We start from the raw sequence: 17,277 nt of genomic DNA on the forward strand, positions 1-17,277 counted from the left end.
TAAAAAGCTAAACTGCCTTACATCGGCCCGCTGGGCAGAAGGGAAGGTTACCGAAATGGATGAGCCGGGCAGACAAGCCCTGCGGCGCCAGCATCGCCCAGAAAATATCGCCCGGCGATTGCGCGAGCCCTCGCGCCCGCCAACACTCGGGGATTTTGTGCTGGGCGCCATCGACGGGTGCGTCACTACCTTTGCGATTGTATCCGGCGCCTATGGCGCCGGCTTCCCTTCAATCGTGGTGATAATCATGGGCTTTGCCAACCTGCTGGCGGACGGCTTCAGTATGGCGGTCAGCAACTATGAGGCGATACAGGCGCAGCTCGACCACGAATTTGCCATTCGCCGCACGGAAGAGCGGCATATAGACCTGGTGCCGGAGGGGGAGCGCGAGGAAATTCGCCAGATCTTCGCCGCCAAGGGTTTTCGCGATGCGACACTTGAGGAAATCGTGTCCACGATCTGTCGCGACCGGAAGCTGTGGGTGGAAACCATGTTGACCGAGGAACATGGCATCAGCCCGACGCGGGCCAGCCCATTGCGTTCTTCCATTGTCACCTTTTCCGCATTCCTGCTGGTTGGTGCCGTGCCGCTGGTTCCCTTTCTTTTGCCCGGGTTGGCAGAACCAGTGCGGTTTTACCTGAGTGCCGGGCTGTCAGGACTCGCTTTTTTTGCCGTGGGCGTGGGCAAGGGCTTCGTCAATGGTAGTTCGCTGCTGAGCGCCGGGGGGCGCACGCTACTGCTTGGGGGCAGCGCGGCACTGCTGGCGTTCCTGGTTGGTTATTTACTCAATAAGTTCACCTCTGGCTCATAATTTACGGCAGCGCCAAGTTGTGGGTTTACGGGGGCCATGCAAATCCGGATTAGCGGCCATGCATTGTTTCGTTGAAACTGGAAACCCGCTCACAAATTCCCTCCATTGCAGGAATCCGGTTAATCTGCCATTCGATGCTCCCCCGTAGACAAGCCCGCACCACTTGATATGCCAGAGCAAGTGATGCACCGAAACCAGATCAGGGGAGCAACCAAATGCGTAAGAATATTTTGTTTAGTGCAATGCTGGGCTGTGCGTTTTCCACCGCGGCCATGGCGGAAGGGATCTATGTCAGCGGTAATATCGGCTACAACGACCTGGACGATATAGACACTGCCGGCGCTTTTTCCAGTGACTTTACCACCGGTGCAGGCACCAATATTCCGGTGGGCACCCCCCTGCCGGCCGGTACCGGCGTGAACTGGGATACCAGTGTCGACAGCGGTACCGCGATCTCCTTTGCTGTAGGTTATGGAATCGACCAGTGGCGTTTCGAGGCCGAGTACTCCATGGCCGACAACGATATTGACTCCCACGGGAGTGTTTCTGCTGCGGGTATTCCACTGGACGGGGAAGATGCAGCGGTGCTGATCAGTGGTCGGCAGGACAACCTGGATGTCACCGTCGCTGACCTGGTGGCAGCAGGTGAAGGGGAAATCAGTGCGGATTACCTGTTCGTAAATGCCTATTACGATTTCGACCTCGGCACAGCGTTGACGCCATATATTGGTGCCGGTATCGGTAACGCAATGATTGATGTGGACTACAGCCCCTCCGGCGTCAGCATCATCGAGGACGACGACAGTGTGCTTGCCTACCAGTTTATGGGCGGTGCGAGCCTGGCCGTGAGCGAACAACTGGAAGTATTCGGTGGCCTGCGCTGGCGCCAGACTGATGACCTGTCCGTGAATGCAAGCCTGTTCCCGGCCGAGTTTGAAATTGGCGCTGACAGTTTCCTCGCCGAAGTTGGCACCCGCTGGCAGTTCTGACCAGGAGACAGACCGGTACGATGTTGCGGGCGTCACGGGTGGCAGGAATTCAACTGCCGCTCGTGGCGCCCGTTTTTAATTAGTGAGTATTGCATTCCTCCTGTCGTTGAAAATCAGGTCTATCGTGAGAGAAGCGGGAGAGTATTTCCCCCGTGAGTGCTGTGGATCAGTTTTGAACCGGCATGGCGTGTTAACCAGAATCGCGCTGAAAGTCTGCAGGTTTTTAAACGGCACTTATCGCTGGACAGAGGTCCGCCGGTCGTGCGTCCACGTAAATATTCCAGGCGAATATGCAATTACAGGATGTAATTATGATCAGCAAGAAGCTAGCTATGACAGCACTGGCGGCAGCCCTCGCTTCCGTCTCCGCACATGCCGAAGATTTCTATATCAGTGGTTCGGTAAGCTGGAATGACATGGATGATATCGATACCGATGGCCGCTTTACCGGTGACTTTGTCACCGGAGAGGGGGTGGCGATTCCATCCGGTGTGGTCATTCCGCGCGGCACCCGGCTGCGCTGGGATACGGATATCGACAGCAGCTGGGGTGTCCAGCTGGCCGCCGGTTGGCGCATGCGCGAGTGGCGCTTTGAAGTGGAGTACGCCTGGGCCGAACACGACGTGGAGTCCCACAAAAATGTGCGTGTTGGCGGTGTAAATATCGACGGAGTGGATGCCGCTGTGCTCCTGACCGGACAGCTTGAGCCACTCGGTGTCACTGTGGGTGAGCTCGTCGATGGCGGCCAGGGTGATGTCAGTACCGACTTTGTGTTCTTCAACGCGTATTACGACTTCGATACCGGGACGCAGTGGCAGCCCTACCTCGGTGCGGGCCTGGGCAATGCCTGGGTGGACGTGGACTACAAACCCTCGGACGTGCGTATCGTCGATGATGACGATAGTGTCTTCGCCTGGCAGCTAATGGGTGGCATCAATTACCTGTGCACCGATGAGCTTACCTATTTTGGCGGTTTGCGCTGGCGTGAAACGGACGACGCCGAGGTTCGCTCGCGTTTGTTGCCGGCTGATTTCGATATCGATACCGAGAGCCTGATTGTCGAGATCGGCGCGCGCTGGCACTTCTGAGTACTAACGTCTGACAGGGCGACCGCGGGTATGCGGGCACACCCGCGCGTCGCTGTTTCAGGCGACTACCACCTGGTTGCGACCCGCGTGCTTGGCGCGATAAAGGCGCGCATCGGCCTCGGCCAGCAGCTCAGTCTGGTTCTGTGTGCCATCACTGGACGCAGCGACGCCGAAACTCATGGACAGGCGCGCGGGCGGTTCGTACTGGTGGCCCAGCGCCTCCACCTTCTGGCGGAGCTTCTCCGCCAGCACGGAAGCGCCGCTGGTGCCGGTATTGGGAAGCAGCACCAGGAATTCCTCGCCCCCCCAGCGCGCCACCAGGTCGCCGGAACGGGTATTACCTTTCAGCACTGCCGCCACGTCTTTCAATACACGGTCGCCGAAGTTATGGCCGCGACTGTCATTGAGTGCCTTGAAGTGGTCCAGGTCGCCGATCAATATGGCGTATTCACCCAGCGCCTGGCCGGCCCGTTCCAGTTCCTGTAGAACCCGGTAGGCCTCGCGCCGGTTGGCGAGACCGGTAAGCGCATCGGTGGCGGCATGGTTCTCGAGTTCTACGGTGAGGGTATTGAGCAGTTTCTGTGCCTCGTCCCGGCTGCTGTCCAGTAGCGCAGTCAGTGCGGTCAGGGCACCGAACACGGCAATAAAACGGGCGCGATAGGCGACGTCATACTCTGCTGCCAGCCCGGGGAAATCCGGATAGAAGAGCACCAGAGCCGTGGCGGCGCCCACCGCCATAAGCACCAGGGTGCCAAGGCGGTAACCGAACAGGTTGATAAAACCCGGCACCAGCATCACTGCCCACATCAGGCCGGTATTGTTGACGCCGCCGGAAAGCAGCAGGTAGAAGTACAGGACCAGTAACAGGCAGGTGACCAGGACCGGTGTCTTGCTGCTGGGGTTCACCAGGTTGATGCCGATATAGATGGCGAGGATCAGTGCTGTCACACCAAGCAGGGTCAGGGACTGCAGCAGTGCGCCGTCCGTGAGCGCCAGTACCGCCATGGCGGCAGTGATGGCGAGCGAGAAGATCAGCATATAGCCGGAGGCCTGCACCCGCCGGCGCAGGTCGAGTTCCATAGACCTGGCGGCGGGATTGTGTGCGGTGCTGTCCTGATGCCCTGAACCCATTGGGAATTCCTGTGTAACGGGCCTCAAAACTCCTGTGGGCCCGCTGACTCCGGCATGGCCCGGATGTCTTAAAGTGATCGTTGTTGCGCCGCCGTTGCAGGATACCCCGGGATCCGGCGGCGTGGTGCGCATGGCGCAAATCTAAATATTTAGATAAACCGCCGAGTATATTGTGATTTTTTGCGCCGCCAAAGCCCGGCTATAGTTTTAACAGCAACTTGACTGCGGAATTGTGCACTTTTGGAACCCCTGAGACTGACTTGTGGAAATATCCTGACTTTGCGTGCCGGGGCCCTGGTCTGCCCGGCTCACAAGCACCTGATACCCGGGCGCGGGCTGTCGGCACAGGTATACGAGCGCGGCGGTGAGCCGCTGCGGGATGCCTGTGTGCATGTCGCTGAGTGCGGGGTGGGCGAGGCGCGCATGACTCGCGCATACAACCTGCCGGTGAAATACCTGTTGCACACGGTGACACCACAGTGGAGTAGTGGCGACCAGTGGGGTGCCCGGGCGCTGGTCGAGTTACGCCAGTGCTATCACAGTGTGCTGGACCTGGCGCGACAGGGAAAAATAGATACGTTGCTGTTTCCCGCCCTGGGGGCGGGCACCAATCGCTTTCCGCACAGTATCGCCGCGCACCAGGCACTGGAAGTGCTGCACCCGCGGGCGCATGAATTTAGCCAGATTACGGTTTGCCTCCACACCCCTGCGGCACTGGCTGAATGGCAGCAGGTGGAGCGCAGGTTCTTTACACCGTCATGACCGCAGTGGTGGCCGCTACCGGCAGCCAGTCCATGCGGGGCCTCGGATTTAGCGGACAGGCGGGCCTGCGGCCTGGCGGGAGAGCGGAAACGAAAAAGGCGGGCCAGTGGCCCGCCTTTCTCTTTGCACTCTGAAGTTAACGAGTGCTTACTTCTTGGCGCGCTTGCGCATGTTTTCCTGCAGGATCTTCTTGCGCAGGCGCAGGTGGTTCGGGGTCACCTCCACCAGCTCATCGTCCTCGATAAACTCCAGTGCCTGTTCCAGCGTGTGGCGGATCGGCGGGGTCAGGGTCAGGGCCTCGTCGGTACCGGCGGCGCGCACGTTGGTCAGCTGCTTGGCCTTGGTGGGGTTTACCACCAGGTCATTGTTGCGGGAGTGAATACCCACTATCTGGCCTTCGTAGATATCCTCACCGTGGCCCAGGAACAGGCGGCCACGGTCCTGCAGTGTGTACAGGGCGTAGGCCAGGGTCTTGCCCTTGACCATTGAGACCATCACACCGTTGATGCGCTTGCCCACGTCACCCATTTTCACCGGGCCGTAGTGGTCGAAGATGCTGGTCATGATGCCGGAGCCGCTGGTCATGGTCAGGAACTGTGAGCGGAAGCCGATCATGCCGCGGGACGGCACGATAAAGGTCAGGCGCACACGGCCCTTGCCATCGGGCTCCATGTTCTTGAGCTCTGCCTTGCGCAGGCCCAGCTCTTCCATCACCGCACCCTGGTGCTGCTCCTCGACGTCGGCCACCACCTCCTCGTAGGGCTCCTGGATCTCGCCGTCGACTTCTTTCTGTACCACTTCCGGGCGGGATACGCCCAGCTCAAAACCTTCCCGGCGCATGGTCTCGATCAGCACCGACAGGTGCAGTTCGCCGCGGCCGGACACCTTGAATTTTTCCGGGGAATCGCCCTGCTCCACGCGCAGCGCCACGTTGTGGATCAGCTCCTGTTCCAGGCGCTCCTTGATATTGCGCGAGGTGACGAACTTGCCGTCCTGGCCGGCAAACGGCGAGTCGTTCACCTGGAAGGTCATGCTCACGGTGGGCTCGTCGACGGACAGCGCCGGCAGGGCCTCGGGGTTTTCCGGGTTGCACAGGGTATCGGAGATGTTCAGTTCGCCCACACCGGTGATGCAGACGATGTCACCGGCGCTGGCCTGCTCCACTTCCACGCGCTCCAGGCCCAGGTAGCCCATCACCTGCAGTACCTTGGCCTTGCGCTGGTTGCCCTCGCGGTCCAGCACCACTACCTGCTGGTTGGGTTTGAGGGTGCCGCGGGTGATACGGCCCACGCCGATCACGCCCACATAGCTGTTGTAGTCCAGTGCGGACACCTGCATCTGGAACGGGCCTTTCTCGTCGACTTTCGGCGCTTCGACCTTGTCCACGATCATCTGGAACAGCGGCGTCATGTCGTCGGCCATGTCGGTGTCGTCCAGGCCGGCGATGCCGTTCAGGGCGGAGGCGTAGACCACCGGGAAGTCCAGCTGCTCGTCGGTGGCGCCGAGGCTGTCGAACAGGTCGAACACCTGGTCCATCACCCAGTCGGGGCGCGCGCCGGGGCGGTCGATCTTGTTGATCACCACGATCGGGTTGAGGCCCTGCTCGAAGGCCTTCTGGGTCACGAAACGGGTCTGCGGCATGGGGCCGTCCACGGCATCCACCAGCAACAGCACGCTATCCACCATGGACAGGACGCGCTCCACCTCGCCGCCGAAGTCGGCGTGCCCGGGGGTGTCGACGATGTTGATGCGGTAGTCGTGCCAGCGGATGGCGGTGTTCTTGGCCAGGATGGTGATGCCGCGCTCACGCTCCTGGTCGTTGGAGTCCATTACGCGTTCCGCGCCCTCGTCGCGGCGGTCCAGGGTGCCGGACTGCTGCAGCAGCTTGTCCACCAGGGTGGTCTTGCCGTGGTCTACGTGGGCGATGATCGCAATATTGCGCAGGTTGTCTATCACTATGAACCTCTGAGGGGTAAAGCGCGCAGTCCCCTGACTGTCGCGTCAAATGTATCGGGGCGGGGGCTGACGGGCAGCGGCTCTCCGGCCAAAGGCGGCGATTATAGTGGCCAAGCGTGACAACTGCGAGCTGCTTTTGCATAAAAAGTGGTCAATTTTGGCCGGTCTGGCCCGGGAATGCCCCGCTCTGTGGCCAGGGCGGGGTCTTGGAGGGGGAGAAGCGGCTTGCCTCAGTCGGGCCGGTGGGGGATATGCGGGCGCAGCACGCCCACATTGCGATAGCCGGCGTCCAGCAGGTGGGAGGCATGCAGGCGGCTCATCACGCCGCGGCTGCAGTACAGCAGGTACTGCTTTTGCGGGTCCAGTCCGGCGAACGCACTGTTCAGGCGGTAGAAGGGAATGGTCTCCACGTCGCTGCCCTCTATCTCCAGCGGGTCCACTTCCTCCTCGTCCGGGTGGCGGATATCGATGACCACCGCGTCGCCGGGCTCGGCGAGGATCTCAACCTCCGGCGCGCCTTCGGTCACATCCTCCATGACCTTGTCGATGTTCTGCAGCACACGCTCGTCGATGGCGCGGTCGAGGACACTGAAATCGAAGTGGCCCTCTTCCTCCTCCACCCGCGACAGCTTGGCCCGGGTGGTGGGCTTGACCGAGATGACCCCGCAATACTCGGGCATATTGGCCGCAAACTCCTCGGTGCCGATCTCCCGCGCGGTGCGGATGATGTCGCCCTTGTCGCTGGTGATCAGTGGGCGCAGCACCAGGGTGTCGGTGACACTGTCGATCACTTTCAGGTTCTTGAGGGTCTGGCTGGATACCTGGGCAATGGCCTCACCGGTCACCACCGCGTCTACCTTCAGCTCGTTGGCGATGGCCGTGGCGGCGCGCAGCATCATGCGCTTGAGGATCACGCCCATATGGGAGTCGTCCACATTCTGCAGTATCTCGGCTACCACCTCGTCGAAGGGCACGGTGATGAACTTTACCCGGTGCGATGAGCTGTAGCGGTTCCACAGGTAGTAGGCCACTTCCTTGACGCCCAGTTCGTGGTCGCGCCCCCCAAGGTTGAAGAACAGGAAGTGGGTGCGGATGCCGCGTTTCATGGTCAGGTAGCTGGACACGGTGGAGTCGAAGCCACCGGAAACCAGCGACAGGACCGGGTCCTGGGTACCCATGGGGAAGCCGCCCAGGCCGGCGTGCTGTTGCTCCACCACGTTGAGCTTGTCGTGGCGGATCTCCAGGCGCACGGTGATATCCGGGTCCTTCAGCTTGACCCCGGCGGCCCCGGTGTTCTTGTTCAGGCCGCCACCCACGTACTGCTCTACATCCAGGGACTGGAAGTCGTGCTTGCCGCTGCGCTTGACCCGCACACAGAAAGTCTTGCCGTCCAGCTTGTCGCCCCACACGGACAGGGTCTTCTCATAGATGTCGTGGAAATCACCAAGGGGGTACTGGCGCACCCGGGCGAAGTTGGCGATACCGGGGGTGTGTGCCAGTACCTCCTCGATGCGGTCCGCCAGGTGCGAGACGGCATCCGGTGCAATCACCTCTATCTTTTCCCAGTCCTTCAGCACCTTGATGCGGTCATCGAGCCGATGCAGCATGATGCGCAGGTTGTCCTTGAGCTGCCGCGACATGCGCTTGCGCACCGGGTTGCTCTTGATGGTGATCTCGGGGAAGAACTTGACGACAAAGTGCATGATGAGTTGTTGACCGGGTACCGCAGGTTGATGATGAGCACGGAATTATAAACAGTCTGGCTGTAAATTCACCGGGCCGGGGAGCAGTTGGGGGTGACTGGCGCAATGTTGAATATTGTGCTGCACTGAATTTGTGCGCCAGGGTCCCAATTCGTGCCATTTTGGTGCGCAGATTGGTGGCCGGCGCGCCAGTTTGCGTCTATTTTGCTCAGGGCGGCGCCCAATCCGTGCCCTGGGCCCCGGTGCCCGTGGCTCCGGCCCAATTGCCCCAATTTGGCACACTCCTTGCTTCAGTACTGACCACGAACAGTACGCCGTCGCTAAAGAGTCGAGCCTCACCAAGGGTTAACGTTCAGCGACCTACAAACTTTCAAGACCTGGAGGACAGCAATGTCAGCGAATACGCTCGGTTTGATTAAAGAGAGTGAAGCCAAATGGGTAGACCTGCGCTTTACCGATTCCAAGGGTAAGGAGCAGCACGTCTCCCTGCCGACTTCCGAAGTCGACGGCGAGTTCTTCGAAGAGGGCAAGATGTTCGACGGCTCCTCCATCGCCGGCTGGAAAGGCATCAACGAGTCCGACATGATCCTGATGCCGGATGACGAGGCCTCTTTCCTGGACCCGTTCACCGATGAGCCCACTGTGATCGTGCGCTGCAACATCGTCGAGCCGTCCACCGGCCAGGGTTACGAGCGCGACCCGCGTTCCATCGCCCTGCGCGCCGAGGAATACCTGAAGTCCACTGGCCTGGGCGACACCGCGCTGTTCGGCCCGGAGCCCGAGTTCTTCGTATTCGACGACATCACCTGGGGTGCCGAGATGGGCGGTGCCTTCTACAAGATCAACTCCGAGGAAGCGGCCTGGTCCTCCAGCATGCCGCACCCGGAAGGCAATATCGGCCACCGCCCGGGCGTCAAGGGCGGTTACTTCCCGGTACCGCCGGTCGACTCACTGCACGACGTGCGTGCCGCCATGTGTTCCGCCATGGAGCAGATGGGCCTGCACGTTGAAGTGCACCACCACGAAGTGGGTACCGCTGGCCAGTGTGAAATCGGCGTTGGCGCCAACACCCTGACCAAGAAGGCGGACGAGGTGCAGATCCTCAAGTACGCGGTGCACAATGTTGCGCACGCCTACGGCAAGACTGCCACCTTCATGCCCAAGCCGCTGGTAGGCGACAACGGTTCCGGCATGCACATCCACATGTCCTTCAGCAAGGACGGCGTGAACCAGTTTGCCGGTGACGGCTATTCCGGCCTGTCCGAGACCGCCCTGTACTACATCGGTGGTGTCATTAAGCATGCGCGCGCCATCAACGCGTTCGCCAACGCCTCGACCAACTCCTACAAGCGCTTGGTACCGGGCTTCGAGGCGCCGGTGATCCTGGCTTACTCCGCGCGCAACCGCTCTGCGTCCATCCGCATTCCGTACGTCGCCTCCCCGAAAGGCAAGCGCATCGAGGCCCGCTTCCCGGACCCGACCGCCAACCCGTACCTGGTGTTCGCCGCCATGCTGATGGCCGGCCTGGACGGCATCAAGAACAAGATCCACCCCGGCGACCCGGCTGACAAGGACCTGTACGACCTGCCGGCGGAAGAAGTGGCCGAGTACCCGACCGTTGCCTCCAGCCTGGAAATGGCCCTGGATGCCCTGGACGCGGACCGCGCCTTCCTGACCGAGGGCGGCGTATTCTCCGACGACGCCATCGATGCCTACATCGAGCTGAAGCGTGAGGAAGTGGAGCGCCTGAACATGACCACTCACCCGGTCGAGTTCGACATGTACTACTCCGTATAAGCGCCCTCACGCAATCCGCGTGTCAAGAAAGCCCGTACCGTCTGGTACGGGCTTTTTTATTGGGGGTAAACTAGCCTTCACCTAATGAAGCCCCGCCATTTTGCGGGCATGCCGGAGGCAGGAGTGCCAATGCGCAGATACCACACCATCACCGGCGCTGTCGTCGCAACCTTTGCCGCAGCGACCCTCATGTTCGGCACTGCCGGGGCGCTGGCGGGCGGTTCGGGGGAAGATGACGCCAGCGGCGGCAAGGCGATCTACAAGACCGTGGGCCCGGATGGCAAGGTGACCTTCACCGATGTACCGCCGGAAGACGGCAAGGCGGAACGTATCAGGCTGGCTCCCACCAACGTGCAGCCGATCGTGCGGCCGCGCCCCATGCCCACGCGCAAGCTGTCACCCAATGACCGGCGCGAACGCGACAGGCCCCTGGGGCCTATCAACTTCGCCATCGTCAGTCCCCAGAGTGGCGCCACCATTCCCCCGGGACAGCGCTTGATCGTCTTGCGGGTGGCCATCGACCCGGCGCCTCCCGGCGGTTACCGCTTTTTCGCCGTAGTCGACGGCCGGCCGTGGCAGGGCAGTTCCAGTGGCAACAGCCTGGATATCTCCGCACTGGAGCGGGGCACTCACGATATCCAGGCCGTGCTTACCGATCCCGACGGCCAGGTGCTGGCGCGCTCCCAGCCCATCACCATCTTCGTCAAGCGCCCGGGCGGCACCCTGCCGGACAACCCCTCCCCGCAGGCGGTGCCCGCGCCCCAGGCACCCACGGCGCCGGGCGTGCCCCAGTCAACCAGCCAGTCCCGGCGCTCCCGCAACTGAAGGCGGCCCGCTTTCTCCCGCCCGGCTGACCGGGCGGGCGCACTTCCACACCAAAATGATGCGCCTGTACTGGCGTTTTTTTGATCTATGCACCACAATGGTGCGCTCGGGGGCTGGCTATTGCCTGCCTGCCCCCGGAACTCACCGCACTCACTATCGTGCGCCATTTTGGTTTGCTTCTTGCACTGTCTTAAACAGTGCTGGCGGGCACCGCGACCTCAGGGTACGCCGTGCCCCAGAACCGCCCGCTGAATGACCCCGGGACTTTTGCATGTTGAATGACCGCCAGTTGCGTCAACTGTTGGACAACCTTTCCGCCGCAGTACTGGTGCTGGATGAGCGCCTGGCGCTCTGCTACCTGAACTCCGCTGCCGAGGACCTGCTGGCCGCATCCAGTGCCAGGGTCAGCGGGCAGCCGCTGGAAGAGGTCGTGCGGGAATCTGACGCCGCGCAGCGCGCCATGCGCGGGGCGCTGGTGAGCGGGCAGAAGTACACCGTGCGACGTGCCACCTGGCACCTGCACAACCTGGAAACCTGTACCGTCGATTACTCGGTGAGCCCGGTGGCGGAGCTGGGCCTGTTGCTGGTGGAAGTGCAGACCATGGACCGGCTGCTGCGGATTGCGCGGGAAGACGCCCTGATCGATGCCCAGGAAACCACCCGCAACCTGGTCCGCGGCATGGCCCACGAGGTGAAGAACCCCCTGGGCGGAATCCGCGGCGCGGCACAGCTGTTGCAGCGGGAGCTGCCGGACCCGGAGCTGGCGGAATATACGCAGATCATCATCGACGAGGCCGACCGCCTGCGGAACCTGGTGGATCGCCTGCTGGGGCCACGCCAGCCCGCCAATATGCAGCCCACCAATGTGCATGAGGTGCTCGAGCGGGTGGCGCAGCTGATCGACGCCGAGTGCGATGGGGAGCTGAGCATACGCCGTGACTACGACCCGTCGATCCCCGACCTGCCGGGCGACAGGGAACAGCTGATCCAGGCATTGCTCAATATTGCCCGCAACGCCATGCAGGCTGTCGACGAGAGCATCGGTTTGCCGGCGGGACAGATCGTGCTGCGCACGCGCATCCAGCGCCAGTTCACCATCGGCAAGCACCACTGCCCGCTGGTGTGCAGGATCGAAATTGAGGACAACGGCCCGGGTATCCCGGAAGACATCCGCGAGCGGATTTTCTTCCCGATGATTTCCGGGCGCGCGGAGGGCTCCGGGCTGGGGCTCTCTATTTCGCAAAACATCATCAACCAGCATCGCGGACTGATTAAGTGCGACAGCCAGGCGGGACAGAGTGTGTTCCAGATTTACCTGCCGCTGGAAACCGAATAAACGATTAGACACTGGGAAAGACCATGAGCAACCGCGTTTGGATCATTGACGACGACCGATCGATACGCTGGGTACTGGAGCGGGCCCTGACCCGGGCCGGTATCGAGACCAAGTGCTACGAGAGTGGTGACCGGGCACTGGACGATTTCTACAGCGACTCCCCCGATGTGGTAATCAGCGATATTCGCATGCCCGGTGCCGATGGCTTCAAGTTGTTGCAACGCTTCCAGAGCGAACGCCCGGCCCTGCCAATCATCATCATGACGGCACACTCCGACCTGGACAGCGCCGTGGCCGCCTACCAGGGCGGTGCCTTCGAATACCTGCCCAAGCCGTTCGACGTCGACGAGGCGGTGGCTGTGACCCGCCGTGCCCTGGCCCATGCCAGCGAGCAGCAGGGCGGTGAGCAGGTCAGCCTGGAAAACAGCCAGGCCAGCAAGGAGATTATCGGCGAGGCGCCGGCGATGCAGGAGGTGTTCCGCGCTATCGGTCGCCTGTCCCATTCCAATATCACCGTATTGATCAATGGCGAGTCCGGTACCGGTAAGGAACTGGTGGCCCAGGCGCTGCATAACCACAGCCCCCGCCGCAGCCAGCCCTTTATCGCGCTGAACATGGCCGCGATTCCGAAGGACCTGATGGAATCCGAACTGTTTGGCCATGAAAAGGGTGCCTTCACCGGTGCCGCCGCGCAACGTACCGGCCGCTTCGAGCAGGCCAATGGCGGCACATTGTTCCTTGATGAAATCGGCGATATGCCGCCGGAAACCCAGACCCGCCTGCTGCGGGTGCTGGCCGATGGTGAGTTCTACCGCGTGGGTGGCCACACCCCGGTCAAGGTGGATGTGCGCATCATTGCTGCCACCCACCAGGACCTGGAGCGACTGGTGGAGGAGCATAAATTCCGTGAGGACCTTTTCCACCGCCTCAATGTAATCCGCATCCATATTCCGCGCCTGTCTGACCGTCGCGAGGATATCCCGCGGCTGGTGCAGCATTTCTTTACCAGCGCCGCCAAGGACCTGGGGGTGGAGCCGAAGATCCTGCTGAAGGAGACCGAGGAATACCTCACCGGCCTCGACTGGCCCGGCAACGTGCGCCAGCTGGAGAATACCTGTCGCTGGATTACCGTAATGGCCTCCGGCCGCGAGGTGCATATAGAGGACCTGCCGCAGGAGCTGCACCAGCAGACCGCCGGCACCCAGGCCCCGCAGGACTGGCAGAAGGCACTGCGCCTGTGGGCCGACCAGGCCCTGGCCAATGGCCGCCGCGAGATCCTCAGTGAGGCGGTGCCCCAGTTCGAGCGCGCGCTGATCGAGATCGCACTCAAGCACACCGCAGGGCGCAAGCGCGATGCCGCCGAACTGCTGGGCTGGGGCCGCAACACGCTGACCCGCAAGCTGAAAGAGCTGGGCATGAACGGCGACTCCGAGTAGAGCCGTGCCAGTGGATGGCGTCAGTCATTAACCCTGAGAGGCCGCTTTCCGGAGCGGCCTCTTTACTTTCAGGCTATGGCCGAATTGCAGTGGCAAAGACTGAATTGAAAACGAGAGAAATCTTTTGAATGTATGTCGACCTGCAAACGGATGATTTATCGGATGGCGCGGTTATCGAATTACTGCGTGCGCACCTGGAAGAGATGCGCAAATACTCTCCGGAGGCCAGCATTCATGCCCTCGATACAGGCAAGCTGAAAGATCCGCGTATGACTTTCTGGGCCGCCCGTGTCGATGGCCAGCTGGCCGGCTGCGGGGCCCTTCGGGAAATCTCGCCGCGGCTGGGCGAGATCAAGTCAATGAAAACCGGGTCAGCTTTCCTGAGAATGGGGATAGCCGCCCGGGTGCTTGAGGCAATCATGCGCGAGGCGCGGCGGCGTGGTTATACCCGGATCAGCCTGGAGACCGGCACGCATAACGCGTTTGAGCCGGCGGTTGCACTGTATAGAAAATATGGTTTTATCGAATGCGGACCATTTGCCGACTATGCGCCTGATCCCTACAGTAGGTTCCTGACCAGAGCCATCCGGGAGAAAACCGGGATGGTGTGACCGCCCGGGAAACTGCCTGGAAGCCAATGGAACCACAACTCCTCTATCGATTCGCCGCAGATCTCGTGCTGTTCCTGCACGTGCTCTTCGTTGCCTTTGTGGTCAGCGGCCTGCTGTTGATCCTGGTCGGGAGGCTGCGAGGCTGGGCCTGGGTGCACAATCCCTGGTTCCGCCTGGCGCACCTGATGGCAATCGGGGTCGTGGTTTTACAGGCGTGGCTGGGGATGATCTGCCCGCTCACCACCTGGGAAATGGCATTGCGGGCGCGGGCCGGGGAAGTGACCTATACCGGCTCCTTTATCGCCCACTGGCTGGAAAGCATCCTCTACTACCGTGCCCCGGCCTGGGTCTTTGCGCTCTGTTACACGGTGTTTGGGCTGCTGGTGGTGCTCAGCTGGTTCTGGGTGCGACCGCGGCCATTCCGCCGCCGGTAAGCCAGCTCGCTGTCGCGCTGGTGGTGCCAGGATACCGTGGCAGGAATTCCGGGATTCCTGCCACGGACAGGCTCAGCCCTTACGGGCCACACCCAGCTCCCCCAGGGTCTGCGCCATGTCCTCGGCGCTGGTGGCGGGCTTGATATCCCGATCGATCTTGAGGACCTTGCCGTCCTTGCCGATGTAGACAGTCACCCGTTTGGCGATGTTCAGCGCCGGCACCAGCACGTCATAGGCTTTTGCCACTTCCCCCTCGGGATCGCTGAGCAGTGGGAAGTCCGCTTTTTCTGCGGCGGCGAACTTCTTGTTGGTTTCCACCTCGTCAGTGCTCGCCATAAAGTAGGCCACGTCGTACTCACGGATCAGGTGACCGTTTTCCGCCAGTGACTTGCACTCGATGGTGCAGCCCCTGGTGAACGCCTTTGGATACCAGGCGATGACCACCGCCCGCTTGCCGCGAAAATCGTCCAGGGAGTAGGTCTTGCCGTCGGAAGCCTCCAGGGTGAAGTCCGGGGCCGGCTGGCCCACTTCCAGGGCAAGCGCCGGCAGGCTTACCAGCGTGGCCAGCAGCAGGGTCAGTGCGTGTCTCATCGAATTCTCCGGGTAGGTATTTACTGGATCGGGTGATGGCTATGCTAACGCGCCGGGAGCGCTGCTGCCATTGGCCGGGCTGGCACAGGCCCGGGACTTGAATTACATTCATACGCAAAACCCGGCACCCGGATTGGTGCCGCCGGCTATTTTCCAGGGACTGGAGGCACGGTATGCGTGCATTGCATTTCTTTGGCCTGGCTATCCTGTTGATTTGGCTGGCCACGCCGCCGCAGGCACTGGCCGTCCAGGGCCAGCACCTGTTTATTCTCTCCGGCCAATCCAACATGGCCTGGCTCGATGCGGATGCCTTTTTTACCCCACTGGTGGCGGCAGAGTTTGGCCGGGATCGCATCCTCGTGGTCAAGGATGCCCAGGGAGGCCAGCCGATCCAGCGCTGGCTGGTGGCCCCGCAGAAGGGTATCGGGGATCCGGGCAAACAGGTGGGTGACCTGTACCAGAGGTTGTTGCGCAAGGTTGGGCGCGCCACGCACGGGAAACACCTTGCGTCGGTAACTTTTGTCTGGATGCAGGGAGAGAATGACGCCAGGTTTGGTCGCAGCGCCGCCTACGGCCCTGCCCTCGGCACGCTGGTGACACAACTGCAGCGGGACCTGGGACAGCCGCAGATCAATGTGGTGATCGGTCGCCTGAGCGATTACGGCCTGGCGCGTCGCAGCGCCGCCCACTGGCAGCGCATCCGCGAGATCCAGGTGCAGTTCGCTGAAAGCCGGCCCGGGGCGGCCTGGGTCGATACCGACGACCTGAACGATGGCTTGAACCGGGATGGCAGGCAGGTGGCCAATGACCTGCACTATTCCACCACCGGATACCGGGTCCTGGGTGAACGGTTTGCAAAGCGCGCGATCGAATTGATCCGTCGGGAGGGCGGGGGATTCCGGCCGGCTGCGCAGCCATAGTGCTTCCCACGGCAGCCGGTGCGCAGCTGGTCCAGAATAGTAAGAAGCTGCCGGAAGCCGTCATGACCTTCAATACTTTTTTTTCAAGTCTCCCGCTGTGGGGTGTCTGCGCCTTTGCCATCATGGTGGTGCTGGTGTCACTCGCCGCCGGCATGTTGCTGGGGCGTATACTCGCACGCGGCAACAAGGAGGTCAGCGAGGGCTCCATCGGCAGTATCGTCGCGGCCACCCTGGGCCTGCTGGCGTTTATGCTGGCGTTTACTTTCAATATGACAGCCGAACGCTTCGGTGCGCGCAAGGCCCTGTTGCTCGAAGAAATCAACGCCATCTCCACCGCTTACCTGCGGGCGGATTTTCTCGATGAGAAGGGCACGGCACGGGCACGGGAATTACTGGCCGAGTATGCGCAGGTCCGGGCGTTCGACCCGTATACCCTTGACGAGCGGGAATATCTGCGGGCACTGGCCCGTAGCGAGCAGATCCAGGCGTCCCTGTGGGCCCTGGTGGCGGAGCACGAATCCCGTGGTTATGGCGCGGGCGAGCTGAGGGCCTTTTACCAGCCCCTGAATGAGGTATTCGACTACCATACCCGGCGGGTCCTGGTGGGTGGGCGCTACCAGATACCCGCTCCTATCTGGATGGCACTCTACGCAATCACTGCGCTGTCGATGTTCGGGATCGGCTTCCAGCTGGGCACCAGCCGGGGGGCTTCGCCACTGGTGGCCCTGGCGCTGGCACTGGCGTTTTCACTGGTAATCCTGCTGATCGAGGACCTGGACCGTAGTTACGAGGGCCTACTGGTGGTGGACCAGGGGCCAATGGCAGAACTGAGCCAGCAGTTACAGGCGGCCGAGCGCAGGCGGCTGGGCGCCGGCCCGGATTAGCGC

General features: G+C 61.7%; 16 protein-coding genes. 12 read left to right on the forward strand and 4 right to left on the reverse strand.

Annotated elements, in window-relative coordinates:
* The first annotated feature begins 55 nt into the window (after positions 1-55).
* The 3 genes from ACH6CX_RS12130 to ACH6CX_RS12140 all read left to right on the forward strand — a co-directional run bounded on the left by ACH6CX_RS12130 (position 56) and on the right by ACH6CX_RS12140 (position 2,888).
* Complete coding sequence (locus ACH6CX_RS12130) at positions 56-811, forward strand: VIT1/CCC1 transporter family protein (protein WP_237062069.1); 756 nt, start codon at positions 56-58, stop codon at positions 809-811.
* 215 nt (positions 812-1,026) lie between these two features.
* The gene (locus ACH6CX_RS12135; RefSeq protein WP_396675475.1) at positions 1,027-1,800 is read left to right on the forward strand and encodes an outer membrane protein; all 774 of its coding nucleotides are present in this window, start codon (positions 1,027-1,029) and stop codon (positions 1,798-1,800) included.
* Positions 1,801-2,111: 311 nt separating this feature from the next.
* Positions 2,112-2,888 carry an outer membrane protein gene (locus ACH6CX_RS12140; RefSeq protein ID WP_396675476.1) on the forward strand — a complete coding sequence of 259 codons (777 nt, stop codon included), beginning with the start codon at positions 2,112-2,114 and terminating at the stop codon, positions 2,886-2,888.
* Between the two features lie 57 nt (positions 2,889-2,945).
* Here the strand turns inward: ACH6CX_RS12140 and ACH6CX_RS12145 are convergent, their stop codons facing one another.
* Complete coding sequence (locus ACH6CX_RS12145) at positions 2,946-4,019, reverse strand: diguanylate cyclase (protein ID WP_396675477.1); 1,074 nt, start codon at positions 4,017-4,019, stop codon at positions 2,946-2,948.
* Positions 4,020-4,259: 240 nt separating this feature from the next.
* On the opposite strand from ACH6CX_RS12145, the gene ACH6CX_RS12150 reads away from it, so the two are divergent.
* Positions 4,260-4,781 carry a macro domain-containing protein gene (locus ACH6CX_RS12150; protein ID WP_237062064.1) on the forward strand — a complete coding sequence of 174 codons (522 nt, stop codon included), beginning with the start codon at positions 4,260-4,262 and terminating at the stop codon, positions 4,779-4,781.
* Between the two features lie 147 nt (positions 4,782-4,928).
* On the opposite strand, the gene typA is transcribed toward ACH6CX_RS12150, so the two are convergent.
* Entirely contained in the window at positions 4,929-6,737 is a 1,809-nt protein-coding gene (gene typA, locus ACH6CX_RS12155) for a translational GTPase TypA (RefSeq protein ID WP_232940089.1), read from the reverse strand.
* Between the two features lie 230 nt (positions 6,738-6,967).
* Entirely contained in the window at positions 6,968-8,440 is a 1,473-nt protein-coding gene (gene thiI, locus ACH6CX_RS12160) for a tRNA uracil 4-sulfurtransferase ThiI (protein ID WP_232940088.1), read from the reverse strand.
* A gap of 390 nt (positions 8,441-8,830) precedes the next feature.
* On the opposite strand from thiI, the gene glnA reads away from it, so the two are divergent.
* The 6 genes from glnA (at position 8,831) to ACH6CX_RS12190 (ending at position 14,879) form a co-directional block, all read left to right on the forward strand.
* Entirely contained in the window at positions 8,831-10,237 is a 1,407-nt protein-coding gene (gene glnA / locus ACH6CX_RS12165; RefSeq protein WP_232940087.1) for a glutamate--ammonia ligase, read from the forward strand.
* Positions 10,238-10,366: 129 nt separating this feature from the next.
* Positions 10,367-11,062, forward strand: a complete 696-nt coding sequence (locus ACH6CX_RS12170) for a DUF4124 domain-containing protein (RefSeq protein ID WP_334078414.1) — start codon at positions 10,367-10,369, stop codon at positions 11,060-11,062.
* Positions 11,063-11,333: 271 nt separating this feature from the next.
* Positions 11,334-12,398: a nitrogen regulation protein NR(II) gene (gene glnL, locus ACH6CX_RS12175; protein ID WP_232940085.1), complete on the forward strand. Its 1,065-nt coding sequence runs from the start codon at positions 11,334-11,336 to the stop codon at positions 12,396-12,398.
* A 23-nt stretch (positions 12,399-12,421) separates the two neighbouring features.
* The gene (glnG, locus tag ACH6CX_RS12180) at positions 12,422-13,834 is read left to right on the forward strand and encodes a nitrogen regulation protein NR(I) (protein ID WP_232940083.1); all 1,413 of its coding nucleotides are present in this window, start codon (positions 12,422-12,424) and stop codon (positions 13,832-13,834) included.
* A 128-nt stretch (positions 13,835-13,962) separates the two neighbouring features.
* Positions 13,963-14,445, forward strand: a complete 483-nt coding sequence (locus tag ACH6CX_RS12185; protein ID WP_396675478.1) for a GNAT family N-acetyltransferase — start codon at positions 13,963-13,965, stop codon at positions 14,443-14,445.
* A gap of 26 nt (positions 14,446-14,471) precedes the next feature.
* Positions 14,472-14,879, forward strand: coding sequence for a DUF2784 domain-containing protein (locus tag ACH6CX_RS12190; protein ID WP_396675479.1), 408 nt, complete (start codon positions 14,472-14,474; stop codon positions 14,877-14,879).
* A gap of 72 nt (positions 14,880-14,951) precedes the next feature.
* Here ACH6CX_RS12190 and ACH6CX_RS12195 read toward each other — a convergent pair whose 3' ends face one another.
* Positions 14,952-15,470, reverse strand: coding sequence for a peroxiredoxin (locus tag ACH6CX_RS12195; RefSeq protein WP_396675480.1), 519 nt, complete (start codon positions 15,468-15,470; stop codon positions 14,952-14,954).
* 173 nt (positions 15,471-15,643) lie between these two features.
* Here ACH6CX_RS12195 and ACH6CX_RS12200 point away from each other — a divergent pair, with 173 nt between their 5' ends.
* On the forward strand, positions 15,644-16,390 hold the full coding sequence (locus ACH6CX_RS12200; protein ID WP_396675481.1) for a sialate O-acetylesterase: 747 nt from the start codon (positions 15,644-15,646) through the stop codon (positions 16,388-16,390).
* 62 nt (positions 16,391-16,452) lie between these two features.
* Positions 16,453-17,274 (forward strand): hypothetical protein, encoded by an 822-nt coding sequence (locus ACH6CX_RS12205; RefSeq protein ID WP_232940074.1) that lies wholly within the window; start codon positions 16,453-16,455, stop codon positions 17,272-17,274.
* The last annotated feature ends 3 nt before the right edge of the window (positions 17,275-17,277 follow it).

It is taken from the genome of Microbulbifer sp. JSM ZJ756 (assembly GCF_044383805.1).
Classification (GTDB): domain Bacteria; phylum Pseudomonadota; class Gammaproteobacteria; order Pseudomonadales; family Cellvibrionaceae; genus Microbulbifer; species Microbulbifer zhoushanensis.